The following is a 13,523-nucleotide window of genomic DNA, read 5'->3' as shown; positions in this document are numbered from 1 at the left end:
GGGCGGGCCGTCGGCCCGCCCGTTTTCTTTGGGGCGAGGGGCGGCGCGGGCACTGACCATCGAGCCCGTTTCAGTCAGAGCCGCGTGCGTCAGCAAGCGGTCACACAACCCTGACAGCACCGCCAAAAGTCAATTCTGCCGCATCGAACGCAAAAAATGACAGGTCTTTTAAATACACTATAATCTATGAGTTCGGACCTTCTTTGCGTGTCTTTGCGCTCTTTGTGGCCGATAGGTCCGGTCTTTTTTCGGGGCCGTCAAAGCGGGGGCGCCGCCATCGGGTTGGTGACCGCCGTGTCAAGCGCCGTTGACAATTGCGGGCAAACGGGTATACTGTTTTTTTCATCTTGCCGGGAGATTCACCACCATGAGCTTCTCATTCGCCCCCTACCGCCGGTTCGAGCCGGAACTCCTCCCGCCCGAGGCCGTCGAGGCCCTCCAGGCACTGGGGAGGAAGGCCCGGGCGGACGTTCTCCGCATGACCACCCTGGCGTCCTCCGGCCACCCCGGCGGGTCCATGTCCTCCATGGAGATGTACCTGCTTCTCTGGGCCCTGGCCAACGTCGACCCCGCCGACCCGCACCGCCCCGACCGCGACCGGATCGTGGTGAGCCACGGGCACACCTCCCCCGGCGTGTACTCCGTGCTGGGGAACCTCGGGTTCTTCGACGTCGACGATGCTGTCGCCCACTTCCGCCAGGCGGACAGCCCCTGGGAGGGCCACGTGGAACGCTGTGTCCCCGGCGTGGAGTGGAGCACTGGCAACCTCGGGCAGGGGCTGTCGGCGGGCTGCGGGATGGCGCTGGCCTCCCGGATTCACGGGGTCCCCTTTCACGTCTTCGTGGTGATGGGGGACGGGGAGCAGCAAAAGGGGCAGATCTCCGAGGCGCGGCGCTTCGCCGCCAAGTACGGCCTGTCGAACCTGACCTGCCTGGTGGACCGCAACCACCTCCAGATCAGCGGCAAGACCGAGAGCGTCATGCCCCAGAACGTGGAGGAGAACTTCCGGAGCGACGGGTGGAACGTCGTCCGCGTGGACGGGCACGACCTGCAGGCCCTCTACGCGGCGATCCGGGGAGCGGTCCGCGACGGGGAACACTGCACCGCCATCGTGGCCGAGACGGTCATGGGCAAGGGCGTGCCCTTCATGGAAAACGACGAGAAATGGCACGGCCAGGCCCTCTCCGAGGACCCGTGCCGCCAGGCCCTGGCGATCCTGGGCCAACCCGGCGACCTCGACCGTTACCGCGAGCGCCGGGCACGGGGAACGACGCACCTCGCCGGGGCGCAGCTCCCGGCGTTCCGCCCGGTGCTGGAGACGGGGACCCCCGTGGTCTACACCCCGGACAAGCCCACCGACAACCGGAGCGCCTGGGGCCGGGCCCTGGAAGACATCGCGAAGGCGAACGCCGGGCGGGAGGGCGCCACCCCGCTCGCCCTCTTCGACTGCGACCTGGCGGTGAGCGTGAAGACCGCCGGTTTCGCCCAGGCGACGCCGGATCGGTTCTTCCAGACCGGGATCATGGAGCACCACGCCGCCGCCGCCGCGGGGGCCCTCTCCTGCCAGGACGTGCAGGTCTTCTGGTCCGACTTCGGGGTCTTCGGCGTGGACGAGACCTACAACCAGCAGCGCCTCAACGACATCAACGAGGCGAACCTCAAGGTGGTCTGCACCCACGTCGGGCTGGACGTCGGGGAGGACGGCAAGACCCACCAGTGCATCGACTACGTGGGGGCGCTCGCCAACCTGTTCCACTTCAAGGTGGTGGTCCCCGCCGACCCGAACCAGACCGACCGGGTCGTCCGCTGGGCGGCCCTCCAGCCGGGGAACGTCTTCATCGGGATGGGGCGATCCAAGCTGAACCCCGTTGTCGACGCCGAAGGGGAACCCTTCTTCGGGGGGGACTATGTCTTCGAGTACGGGCGGACCGACCTGCTCCGGAACGGCCCCGACGCCGTCGTGGCCGCCATGGGGAGCACCGTCCCCTGTGCGCTGAAGGCCGCCGAAATGCTGGCCGCCGAGGGGCTCCGGGTCACGGTGCTCAACGTCTCCTGCCCCCTGGCCATCGACGAGGGCGCCCTCTCGTGCATCCAATCCATCGGGCGCCTGGTGACGGTGGAGGACCACAACGTCCACACCGGCCTCGGCGCCGCCGTCGCCCGCCGTCTCCTGGAGACCGGCCGTCACGCCCGGGTGATCATGCTGGGGGTGAGGGACTACGCCGCGTCGGGCGTCCCCGATGCGGTGATGCGCCTGCAGGGGATGGACGAAACGGCCGTGGCCGACGCCGTCCGCACGCTTTGCGGACGGGCGGACTGATCGAAATCAAAACGCATGGAGGGCTTTATGAGCCGGAAAAACGTGGCAATCATCCTGGGCGTCCTTTGGCTGGGCATCGGCACGCTGGCGGCACAGGGCACTCCCCCCGCCAACCCCCCGGGCACCGCCCCCGCCGACACGCCGTCGACGGTGACGCCCCCGCCCCGGCCCGTGCCGGGGCTGGTCGGGAGCGCCGAGCTGACGCTCACCACGCCGGGGCCGACCGGCACCACCGTCACCCTGGACGCCTGCATCGACCTGTCGAAAACCCGGGTCATCCTCGAAGGGAGCGGGCAGAAACCCTGCGTGCTGGGCGCCTACGTTCTGGGGCTTCGTTTCGACCCCAAGACCACCCGCCTGGTGGACATCCAGGGAGGGACCACGTCCGAATTCAACGGGAAGCCCATCTTCACCAACCTCGAGAAGGCCAACAAGGAAGGGCTCGTGAAGTTCACCGCCGTCCAGACCGGCGCCCAGTCCCCCACGGGGCTGATCTCCGTAGCGAAGATCCAGCTCGAGATCTCCTCGGCGGACGACCTGAAGAAGCTCGAACTTTACGGGGATTCGCTGGCCAGCACCATCTACGGGGTCAAGGACGGGAAGCCCATCGGGCCCTATTCCATCCCGTCCGGCACCTGCCCCGCGACGGTGGTGAAGTAAGCCGGTCCGATCCACGTCGAAACGGACTCGTTTACCGGCTTGTCCGGGACTGGATCAGCGCGACGCGGGCCGGGATGGGTTGTTCGTGTATTACGTGTGGTTCGTGGTTAATCGTCCGAGGTGATGCGGATCGACTTGAGGAACATGTAGTCCTCTCGCGAGAGGTTGAGCTGGGACTTGTCCTCGGGCTCGTCCCGGCCCGTGCAGGTCACCGTGCCCTTCTCGTTGCCCGCGCAGGTGAAGGAGATCTGCACGTTGTAGCCCATGGCGTGGATGGCCCGGATGACGCCCTTGAGTTCCCGGTTCTCCCGGACGATCTTGTTGAGCATCTGGTTGAGTTCCTGGATCAGGATTTCCACGTTCCGTTCCATCGGTCACCCCTGATGGCTTCATGATAAACCAAGCCCCCCCGCCCGTCAAGCGCGCAAACAAAATGCCGGGAAAAGGTCGGGATAGGGTTGCGCGCCCCTTGTTTCACCCTTGGCCGGAGATCGGGGGCAGGCTGGCGCGGTCGTCGGTTTTCGGAAACGAGGAGGGTCGAACATGAAGCGCGGCGTCACGGTGGCCGGGGCCGGTTCCAAACGGGGGGGGCCGCTTCCCGCCCGGGCCAGGAAACGGCCCGCGCGGTGGGCCCTCCTGGGTGTCGCCTGGGCCTCCTTGGCCGCGGCGGCTTTCACCCGCCCGCCGGCGGAAGCGCCGGTCATCGTCAGCCGCGTGGAACTGGTGCCCGTGGACGTCCTGGTCACGGTCCGGGGCGACGGGCCCCTCCCGCCCCTGAGCGCCGACGACTTCGAGGTCTTCGAGAACGGGGAGCCCCGGCCCCTGGAGTATTTCGCCCCCGGCTTTCCCGGCGATCCGGCCGGCGGGGCGGCGCCCCCCGTCCCGGCGTCCCCGGCCCCCGCCGCCTTCGGCGGGCCGGGACGCACCTTCGTGGTTTTCATCGGCCGAATGGGCACCGTTGACCCCTTCGACAGCCTCGGGGACCTGGCGGTCTTCCTGCGGGATCGCCTCGGGCCCGACGACCGGGTCGCCCTCATGGCCTACAACCGGATGACCCCGTTCACCGCGCGGATCGAGGACGTCCTTGACGTCCTGGGACGCTACCGGCGCGCGTTCCGGGAGATCGAAGCCATCATGCAGGTGCGGACCGACGACCTCCTGGGAATCGTGGAGCGGGACTTCGCCCCGGACGTCCAGCAGCGGATCGACGGGATTTTCGAGGCGGCGGGGACGATGCGCAACCGCCTCCCGGAGGGCGTCGCCTTCCCCACGTCCTCCGCCCTGAAGCGGCTCTCACGGGCGGAGCAGGCCCGGGGCGGGCGGGCCCTCATGGACCTGCAGAACCTTCACCGCGCCGTGGGGATCCTGGACCGTCAGCCCGGCGCGAAGCACCTCCTCTTCTTCTCCGCCGACGGCCTCTTCCTCAAGCACCCCGCCTCCGACCACCAGCTGGCCCTGGCGGCCAACGCCGCCCGGGTGGCCGTCCACACCTTCCAGACCGGCGGGATGGATTCCGGGTACACCCGCCAGGGCGTGGACACCGCGACCGCTCTCGGCAGCATCCGGCGGGTCTCCGACCTCACCGGCGGCCTCGCCTTCGTCCACGCACCGATCGCGGAAGGGCTCCGGGCCGTGGACCGGCTCACCCGGAGCACCTTCACCCTCGGCTTCTCCCCGTCGGGAAAGGCCCGCCCCGGGGAATACCGCTCGATCCGCGTGCGGGTGAAGCGCCCCGGCCTGGCCCTCCACTACCGCCGGTACTACCGGGGTTGACTGCACCCCGAGCTTCAGCGAGGGGCCACCTGCCGTCCCTGGCGGATTTCGAACGGGTCAGGGCGGACCTCCGGATCGGAAAGCTAACCCTCTTCGTGGATGCTGGATCGAGAGCGGCTGGGAAAGCGGCCCACTGGCAGGTGAGACGGTCCGGCCTCGACTTCGGCCAACAGGGCCGGGGCGCCTGGCGGGGCACGTCATACCTATGGTGAGCGACGCCATCATCAGCCACAACGCCGAGTACACGGATGTCGTCCGGAAGATCACCCGGTCGATGCCGCTGAGAGCCCTCTCCCTCCAGATGAAAGTCCTGTCGGGCGACCTCGGGGCACTGGAAACGCAGCCGGCGGAGACGCTCCGGAAAGACCACGGCCTCGACTCCCCCGCCCTGCTCAACCGCCTCGGGTACGATCTGCTCCAGCACCGTCGCCCGGCGGAGGCCATCAATGTCTTCAAGGCCAATGCCCGCCTCTTCCCCGACGATCCGAACGCTTACGACAGCCTCGGTGAGGCGCTGGAGCGCGACAACCGGAAGGAGGAGGCTCTCGCCAGTTACGAGAAAGCCGTTCTCAAGGCGCGGGAGCGGAACGACCCGCGATTGGGCATCTACGAGAAAAACTTCAACCGGCTGAAGGGGGCCGAGAAATAGCACCCCCGGCCGGGCCCGTGGTGTTCGCCGGGGTGTCGGGCCCGGCCTTCCCCGCACCCTGCCAGGGTGCGTTGGCTCCCCCCCTGCCGCGTTACGGGGGCGGCGACGCGAGCGCCCGGAACCTGAATCATGCCCGCCACCCTTTTGCCCCGTGCGGATCGTGGCCTTTCGTATCTTCACCGCGCCAGGGTCGTGTACCCCGTTGCCTCGCCCCGCAGAGGTCGTGCCCGCCGTGTCCTCACCCCGCCAGGGGTTCAATCTGTGTAGAATCCTATCCCCAGATCGCTCCCCGAACCCCGTCAGTTCAATCGGAATGGACCGGTGGGGAGTGCGGCGCGCAGGCCACCGGAGTGACGGTGGGAATGTCCTGGGGAGCGCGGCGCGGAGGTCTGACGGAGCGCCGCTTTTCAACAAGCCCCAGGAGCAAGGCGCGCAGGCCACCGGAGTGACGGTGGGAATGTCCTGGGGAGCGCGGCGCGGAGGTCTGACGGAGCGCCGCTTTTCAACAAGCCCCAGGAGCAAGGCGCGCAGGCCGCCGGAGCGCCGTCGGAGGGGGGCCGCATCACCCTCCCGGGGAGCAAGGTCACCAGACGGACGCACCGCAGCCCCGCGCCGCTCCGGAAGCCTGCGCGGCGCGTTCAAAGCGGCGCCCCGTCAGAGCTGACGCCCCCGCAAATAGTCTTTTTTGCCCGCGAATCACGCGAATGAACGCGAATCAGAAATCTGAAATCAAAAACTGATAGATATTATTCGTGTTATAATTTCGCGTCCATTCGTTTTATTCGCGGGAAATCTCCCTTTCGCGACTTTTTGCGGGGTCATCAGAGCTGCGCGCCGCACGGGATTGGCCCACTCACGACGATGTTCCGGTCCTTGCACGTGTCGGCGTCCGCTTTAACTACTTCCCGGCCCCCACCAGGACGAAGGCCGCCCAGTGAAAGGGGTGGGCGAAGCCGGGCTGCCGGGCCAGGTTCGCCTGGGCGCGCCGGAGCGCCTGGTCCCGGGGTACGCCGGCCAGGATCTCCCGGTAGAAGGCGTGCATGAAGCGGGCGGTGGATTCGTCCGAGATCGGCCACAGGGTCACGACGACGCTCCGGGCGCCGGCGTAGAGGAACGCCCGCGTCAGCCCCAGGATGCCTTCCCCCCCGAAGACCTTCCCCACCCCCGTCTCGCAGGCGGACAGCACCACGCAGTCGCTGTCGAGCCGAAGGTCCTGGATGATCTCCCAGGCCTGGAGAAGGTCGGTCTTGCCGCTCTCGTCCTTTCCCGGGCCCTCTGCCGGGGCCGGGCTCAGGGCCAGGGCCGAGTTCATGGGGAAGTCCGGGTCCATCAGGCCGTGGCAGGCGAAGTGGACGAGCCGGGTCGAGCGGGAGAGCTTCAGGACGCTCTCCCTCGTCGCATCGGGCCCCAGGCGGACCTGGGCCCGTTCGCCGAACAGGCGGGCGATGCCCTCGATCTCCCGCCGCGTCCCGGGGAGGGGGCCCAGGTGAAAGCCCCGGGTCTTCAGCCGGGCCACTTCGTCCGGGACGTCACCGGGTTTTTCCGTGCCCGGGTAGACCGGGTCGCCGATCCCGGTCCAGTTCAGCCCGATCGCGACGGGACCGGGGCCGGGTTTCAACCCGGCGTAGACGGTCAGGGACGCCTGGACGGAAAGGGGGCGCTGGAGGCCCAGCGGCTGGCTCGGGTCCAGGCGGGCCTTCCCCCGGCCCGCGGGCGCTCCGGGGACCAGGGCGGCGAAGGGCAGGAGGTGGAGCGGGCCGTCCGGCAGCAGGAGGATTCGCTCGCAGCCGGCGACCTCCCGGGCGACGGGCCCCAGCAGGAGGGAAAACAGCTCCCGGGACGCCGCCCGGCATTCCTCGATGTCCGTATCCGGCTGGCTCACCGCCTCCCGGTAGACCATGACCCGGTTCGCCAGTTCCTGCCGCCCCGCCTTCAGCCGGACGACCCGCAATTCGTCGCCCGACGCCTTCCCCCGGGGTCTCCGCAGCGTGAAGAGGTAGCTCTCCGTCTCCCCCACGGCATAAGCCACCAGGAGCATGCCGGGCTCCAGGGCCTCCCGCATGCCGGCATAGTCCAGCGGTTTCGGGTACTGCAGGGCCGCCAGGCGCGGGGAAGCCTTGCGGATCTCCTCGGCCAGGGCGTCCTCCATCTGCGGGAGCATGAGCAGCTCCGCCCGCCAGGCCTCGATCTCCCGGGGGTCCGTCTTCGCCCCGGCCTGGCCGAGTTTCTCGGACAGGAACCGTCGCCGTCCCGCCATCTCCCGCTGCCGCTCCAGAAGCGCCGCCGGGATTTCCCCCCCGAGATCGACGTACCGCGAGGAAACCATCTCCAGCAGGGTCCGGGCCCGGGAGCGCTCGAGGGTTTCCAGGGCAAGCCGGGGCTGCTTCGTGTCCAGGCGGGCCGCGATCAGGTCCGTGTAGAAATCCCCGGTGACGGCGGAAAAGGCGGTCTTCGCCGAGGCGCCGCCCACCCGGGAGCGCTGGGCTTCCAGGGTGTCCACGGCCCGGGCCATCAGGTCGGCCGCGAGGGAAAGGGACCCCGCGGCCCTTTCCACCCGCGCCAGGCTCCGAAGGCTGTCGGCGAGATCGCGGCTGCCCGGCGCCAGGCGCTCCTGGAGGGTGACGGCCCGGTGAAGGGTCTCCCGCGCGGCGCCGAGGTCGCCCTGGCTCCGCAACACCTGCCCCAACCCGTCGAGGGTGAGGGCCATGTCGAGGCTGTCCGGCGCGTGGCGTTCCTTGAGGGCCAGCGCCTTGCGATAAAGGTCCCCGGCGGAGGCCGGGTCCCCCTGTGCGGCCGCCAGGTCCGCCAGGTCGTTGAGGGATTCGGCCATGTCCAGCGTCTCGGGCACCAGGCGTTCCTTCATGGCCAGCGCCTTCAGGTGGAACTCCCGGGCGGCCGCCAGGTCCCCGCGCTCGAAGGCCAGGGCGCCCAGGTTGTTCAGGACGTAGGCGGCCTCGAGGCCGTTGGGTGCCAGGCGTTCCCGGATGGCCAGGGCCTTGAGGTAGTACTCCCGCGCCATGGCCAGGTCTCCCTGTGCCCGCACAACGTTTCCCAGGCTGTCTAGCGTGACGGCCACCGCGGGGCCGTCCGGCGCCACGCTCTCCTGGACGGCCAGGGCCCGGGCCAGGAGTGCGCTCGCGACGGCGAGGTCTCCCTGCTCCTTTGCCACGCTGCTCAGGTCGATGAGGCAGCCGGCCACCGCCAGGCTCTTCGGGGCCAGCCGCTCCTGGATGGCCAACGCCCGGGTGCAGCACTCCCGCGCCGTCTTCAGGTCGCCCTGCTTCCGGTACGCGTTGCTCATGGCGGCGAGGCAGTGGGCCACGTCGAGGCTGTCCGGCGACAGGCGCTCCCGGATAGCCAGGGCTTTCCGGTAATACGCCTTCGCCAGGGGAAGGTCCCCCAGGTCCACCAGCAGCCCGGCGAAGTTGGAGAGGGCGTGGGCCACGTCGGCACTGTCCGGGGCCACGCGCTCGCGGATGGCCAGGGACTTTTCGAAGCGTTCCCGGGCCGTGGTCAGGTCGCCCAGGGCCGTGTCCAGGATGGCCAGGTTGTCGAGGCAACTGGCCACCAGGAGGCTGCCCGGCGACAGGCGTTCCTGGATGGACAACGCCCTCTGGAAGTACTCCCGCGCCGTGGCGGGGTCGCCCTGGTCATAGGCCACCGCCGCCAGGTTGTTGAGGTTCATGGCCAGGATCCGGCTGTCGGGTGCGAGGCGCTCCTTGATGGCCAGTGACTTGAGGAAGAACGCCTTCGCCTCGGCCAGGTTCCCCTGGGCGTAGCTGACCATGCCGAGGTTCTGCAGGCATTCGCCCATCTGGAGGTTGTCCGGGGTCAGGCGCTGCCGGATGGCCAGGGCTTTCTCGATGGCCTGGCGGGCCTCGGGGAGCCGGCCACGGTCGTACTCGAACTGGAAGACCCGGGTCAGCAGCAGGGCTTGGCGGGGTTCGAACCCCGCGTCCGGCAACAGGTCCCCGGCCCGGGCGTAGGCCCGGGCGGCGCCGTCGAGGTCGCCGTCCCCCTGGAGGGAGCGGCCGAGGAAGAGCGTGGCGATGAAAGCCCAGTAGCTCTTTCCGGGCGCTTCCTGTCCCCATCGCCCCAGGACCATCTCCGCTTCCGCCCAGCGGCGGGCGTAGAAATGGGCTTTCCCCAACTCGGTCCCCAGCCAGAGGGCCGTCTCGGGGAACCCGTCCTGCCGGGCTTCTTCCGCCAGCGCCTCCCAGGCTTTCCGGCCTTCCTCCCGGGTCTCCTTCTTCCGGAGCGCCTCACGGGCCTTGACGAACCGCGGGAGAGCCTCTTCGGAAAAATCGGCCCGGAACTCGCACCCCCAGTCGCCCTGGGGCACCCGGGCCTGGAGGGTTTCCTCTCCGCGCTTCAGGGTCAGGGCCGTGTCCCGGCCTTTCTCCCAGTCGAAGCGATAGGCCAGGAACGCCTCCAGCGGGACCGGTGACCGGTCGTTGACACCGACGACCCGGTCGCCGGGCCGGACCCCCGCCCGGGCGGCGAGGCCGTCCGCTGTGACCGAGTCCACCACGGGGAGGGACGACAGGACGAGGGGCGCCCGCGGTCCTTCCCCCGCGGCCACCGCACCGTTCCCGGCCAGGAGGGCCCCCAGGAGCGCCAACCATCCGATCCGATCGCCGATCTGCATGTGATTCCCCCGTCCGCTGTGCTCAGATCCCGCCCCCGCCGCCGGCCGACGGGCAGGCAAGGGGCACGGTTCGCCGGCCCGTCGCCCGGTGGCGCCGGGCACTCCTCTCGCGCGATTCCCTGGGCCCCCCGCGAAGCAACTTACACCACGCGGCCGCTCAACTGCAACATGAAACAACCCATATTGGGCTTGACACCCCGCTTGGGCCGTTGTACTTTTCGGCCGGGTTGCTCCTTTGCCCCGATCGTATCGAGCGAGACTGAATCCTGCGGCACGGAGTCCGCCTGCGCGATACGTCAACAGCGCTGATCAACACTTTCCTCGAGGGTGATCCCATGCACAACCAGACCCACCGGACGCGTCACCTGCCCGTGCTCCTGCACGCCGGCCTCCTGTTCTTTCTGCTCCAGCCCGTGTTCCCGTCGGCCGCCGAACCCCCCGCCGCCGCCCTGGTCGTGGGCTGCGAGGGCGCTGTGACGGCGAAGGCCGGCGACGGGGCCCGCAAACTCGAACCGATGGCCCTCCTGGACCGTGACGAGGTGGTCTCCACGGGGCCCGACGGCCAGCTCACCCTGCTGTTCTTCCCCGACGGGCGGGAGTACACCCTCGGCCCGAAATCGAGCGCCCGGCTGAGGGAGAAGGCGGTGGAGCGCCTGACCGGGACCGTCACGGCGTCCGGAGGCGGCAAGGTCGCCGTGGGCCTGCCGCCAAACCCGCGCATCACCTCGAAACGGGTGGCCGGCGAGGTGCTCCGGGGAGACCGCCCCTACCGGGGCTTCCTGGCCCCGCCGCCCAACGGGGCCACCCTGGAGCCCCGGCCGGAGTTCCGGTGGACGGGGCGGAGCGCCGAGGATGCGCTCCGGCTCACCCTGATGGACGCGGCCGGGAAACAGCTGGCGTCCCGGGAGGTCCGGGGCGACCGCCTGTCGGCCGAACACCTGGGTGCGCCGGAACTGGAGCCGGGCCGGGCCTACACCGTGAGGCTTCACCCGGCCGCCGCCAGCGGCCTGGAAGACCCCTCGGCCTCCTTCACCGCCCGGTTCCGGGTCCTCCCGCGCCACGAGGCCGGGCAGGTCCTCCAGGCCCGACGAGCGGCCGAGGCGGCCCGGAACGCCGGCCGGAAGGCCGACCCGGCCGTGCTGGAGTACTTCTTCCTGCTGGCCGAGTTGAAACTGTACCCCGAGGCGATCCAGGTCGGCGAGTCCCTTCGGCGCGAGCTGCCGGGCAACATCTTCATCCTGCGCTTCCTCGCCCTGGCGTACCGGGAATCGGGCCAGCGGGACACGTCCAACCAGCTCCTGGAGGAAATCATCACCATCGAGGCCAAGCCCCGGCCGCCGGCCGTGAGCGAGTAGGGACGTGAACATCGACCGGCGGGACTTCATCCGGTACGGCGCCGCCGGGATGGGCGCCTCGGTGCTCCTCGGGGCCGGGACGGACGACCCGGTCCGTCCCGCTCGACGGGATACGGGCCAGAAGGAGGAGGACGTCGTGAAACCCCCGGGCAGGGAAACCTTAATCGCCGATCACGCGCTCTCGTGGTGGATCGAAAAGTACAAACTCCCCCTGCACGTCTACGTCGCTCCCGTCATCGAACGGAACGTGAAGGCGTTCAAACAGGTGTTCCATCAGCTTTACCCGAAGGGGCACATCCGCTTCGCGGCGAAGGCCTGCACCCACCCGGCGGTCTTCCGGGTCGTCCTCCGCGAGGGCGCCGGGATCGACGTGGCGTCCTACTTCGAGACCCGGTGTGCGCTGGAGGCCGGGGCGGACCCGAAGCAGCTCGACCTCAACGGCAACTGCAAGGAGGACTTCCTCATCGAGCAGGCCATCCGGACGGACATGCTGATCGTGGCCGACAGCCTCGAGGAGTTCCAACTCGTCTCCGGGGTGGCGAAAAGGATGGGGAAGAGCCCCCGGGTCGTCCTGAGGGTCAGCGGGTTCGAACTGGGCCGCGTCACCGCCGAGGCCGTCTTCACCGCCGGAAAGTGGACCAAGTTCGGGACCAGCCTGGACGAAGTCCCCGCCTTCCTGCAGACGCTGGACAGCCACCCCCACGTCCGCCTCCTGGGCTTCCACACCCACATCGGCTCCCAGATCGCCGACCTGGAGCCTTACCTGGCCGTCCTGGGCAAGCTGATCGAACTGGGGCACCTCCTGAAAGGGACCGGGCGGAACTGCGAGATCATCAACATCGGCGGAGGCTTTCCCATCTCCTATGTGGACAGGGAGGAGTGGGACCGGTTCATGGAGCGGACCCGGGAAGGCTATCTCGCCGCGCGGAAGGGGGACCCGAGCCGCCTCTTCCTGTGGAACAACCGTACGGGAGGCCTGGACATCGGTCCCGACGGCGGGGTGAACTCCTCGAACTGGAACGACGAGAAATTCTTCAGCCCCTATCCCAAGGAAAAGATGGTGGAAGCCATTCTCAGGGGCAAGGTCGCGGTCCGGGGGGAGAGCGCGGGCACCGTGGACGCCCTGAAGGCCCTGGGGGAACCCGCCTTCGTGATCGAGCCCGGCCGGAGCGTCGTGGGGGACTCGGCTGTCACACTGGCCCGGGTGGCCCACGTCCGGAAGGTCGGGGGAGGGCACAACCTGTTGACCCTGGAGATGGGCGTGACCAGTTTCGGGACCGCCCTGGTCTACATCCCGGTCCACCACTGGGAGATCGCCAGCGACCCGGAGCGCAGGGACCCAGAGCCCTTCGAGGCCTTCGTGGGGGGAAACCTCTGCTTCTCCGGCGACATGCTGGCCAAGTACAAGGTGTCACTCCAGCGGAAACCGGTCCGGGGCGACGTGGTCCTCATCCGCGACACCGGCTCCTACGACGCCCAGTTCTTCGCGTCCAACCCGAACTCCTTCCCCCGCCCGGCCCGGGTCCTGGTGGAAAGCGACGGCAAACTGACGGTGATGCGGAAGCGGGACACCTACGAAGAGGTGTTCTCCCGCTGAGGATCCCCTGGGGGCGGCAGCGGGAAGCGGCCGGAGAATCGGGAGACCCCATCGGCTCCGGAATGAAGCGGATCAAACCGATGGCGTGCGGCGGCACGCGTCGCTGCACTGACTTGGATGAGCATCCGCATTCTCCCCCCAAACCTCCGCGGCCTGGCCGCGCGTCCCCGACTGCCCCTGTGCAGTCGAAGATTGATGCTCCCGCAAAAAGCCTGATTGTGATCTCACAAAAAGCCTGATTGTGATCTCACAGAGGCACGGAGAAGAATCCTGAGAATTGTTGATTCTATCAAAGACGTATTGCCTTTCCCCGTGCCTCCGTGTCCCTTTGAGAGAAAAGGACTTCCGGCGATGGCGTCAAGACGGGCCGCCGCACGCCCCTGTGCCGGGGTGGGGCAAGATGACCCCCGGTGGTGCAATCCAAAGCGGCGCCCCGAAACACGTCGCCGCACAAAAAAATATAACCCCCTTCTTTAACAGGGGGTTATGCTTTTTCAAGAAAAGGCGTGGTGGACAGGGTG

Annotated in this window: 8 protein-coding genes; 6 read left to right on the top strand and 2 right to left on the bottom strand. The window is 68.7% G+C overall.

Annotated features, from left to right (window positions below):
- The first annotated feature begins 367 nt into the window (after positions 1–367).
- Both KA419_17585 and KA419_17580 read left to right on the top strand, forming a co-directional pair.
- The gene (locus KA419_17585) at positions 368–2,320 is read left to right on the top strand and encodes a transketolase (GenBank protein MBP7867745.1); all 1,953 of its coding nucleotides are present in this window, start codon (positions 368–370) and stop codon (positions 2,318–2,320) included.
- 27 nt (positions 2,321–2,347) lie between these two features.
- Positions 2,348–2,980, top strand: coding sequence for a hypothetical protein (locus KA419_17580; GenBank protein ID MBP7867744.1), 633 nt, complete (start codon positions 2,348–2,350; stop codon positions 2,978–2,980).
- Positions 2,981–3,087: 107 nt separating this feature from the next.
- On the opposite strand, the gene KA419_17575 is transcribed toward KA419_17580, so the two are convergent.
- Positions 3,088–3,351: a hypothetical protein gene (locus tag KA419_17575; GenBank protein ID MBP7867743.1), complete on the bottom strand. Its 264-nt coding sequence runs from the start codon at positions 3,349–3,351 to the stop codon at positions 3,088–3,090.
- Positions 3,352–3,523: 172 nt separating this feature from the next.
- On the opposite strand from KA419_17575, the gene KA419_17570 reads away from it, so the two are divergent.
- Entirely contained in the window at positions 3,524–4,753 is a 1,230-nt protein-coding gene (locus tag KA419_17570) for a VWA domain-containing protein (GenBank protein ID MBP7867742.1), read from the top strand.
- Positions 4,754–4,961: 208 nt separating this feature from the next.
- Positions 4,962–5,402 carry a tetratricopeptide repeat protein gene (locus KA419_17565; GenBank protein ID MBP7867741.1) on the top strand — a complete coding sequence of 147 codons (441 nt, stop codon included), beginning with the start codon at positions 4,962–4,964 and terminating at the stop codon, positions 5,400–5,402.
- Positions 5,403–6,300: 898 nt separating this feature from the next.
- Here the strand turns inward: KA419_17565 and KA419_17560 are convergent.
- Entirely contained in the window at positions 6,301–10,050 is a 3,750-nt protein-coding gene (locus tag KA419_17560) for a tetratricopeptide repeat protein (GenBank protein MBP7867740.1), read from the bottom strand.
- A 335-nt stretch (positions 10,051–10,385) separates the two neighbouring features.
- On the opposite strand from KA419_17560, the gene KA419_17555 reads away from it, so the two are divergent.
- On the top strand, positions 10,386–11,405 hold the full coding sequence (locus tag KA419_17555) for a hypothetical protein (GenBank protein MBP7867739.1): 1,020 nt from the start codon (positions 10,386–10,388) through the stop codon (positions 11,403–11,405).
- 4 nt (positions 11,406–11,409) lie between these two features.
- Positions 11,410–13,002 (top strand): alanine racemase, encoded by a 1,593-nt coding sequence (locus KA419_17550; GenBank protein ID MBP7867738.1) that lies wholly within the window; start codon positions 11,410–11,412, stop codon positions 13,000–13,002.
- The last annotated feature ends 521 nt before the right edge of the window (positions 13,003–13,523 follow it).

The organism is Acidobacteriota bacterium (assembly GCA_018001935.1).
Classification (GTDB): Bacteria; Acidobacteriota; JAAYUB01; order JAAYUB01; family JAAYUB01; genus JAGNHB01.
The sequence above is the reverse complement of the archived record's forward strand: the minus strand, read 5'-3'. Positions and strand labels throughout refer to the sequence as shown.

Bases quoted from the DNA above. Each gene is read 5' to 3' on its own strand.
- KA419_17580 (MBP7867744.1), top strand. From the start codon at position 2,348: ATGAGCCGGAAAAACGTGGCAATCATCCTGGGCGTCCTTTGGCTGGGC.
- KA419_17585 (MBP7867745.1), top strand. From the start codon at position 368: ATGAGCTTCTCATTCGCCCCCTACCGCCGGTTCGAGCCGGAACTCCTC.
- KA419_17555 (MBP7867739.1), top strand. From the start codon at position 10,386: ATGCACAACCAGACCCACCGGACGCGTCACCTGCCCGTGCTCCTGCAC.
- KA419_17570 (MBP7867742.1), top strand. From the start codon at position 3,524: ATGAAGCGCGGCGTCACGGTGGCCGGGGCCGGTTCCAAACGGGGGGGG.
- KA419_17575 (MBP7867743.1), bottom strand. From the start codon at position 3,351: ATGGAACGGAACGTGGAAATCCTGATCCAGGAACTCAACCAGATGCTC.
- KA419_17560 (MBP7867740.1), bottom strand. From the start codon at position 10,050: ATGCAGATCGGCGATCGGATCGGATGGTTGGCGCTCCTGGGGGCCCTC.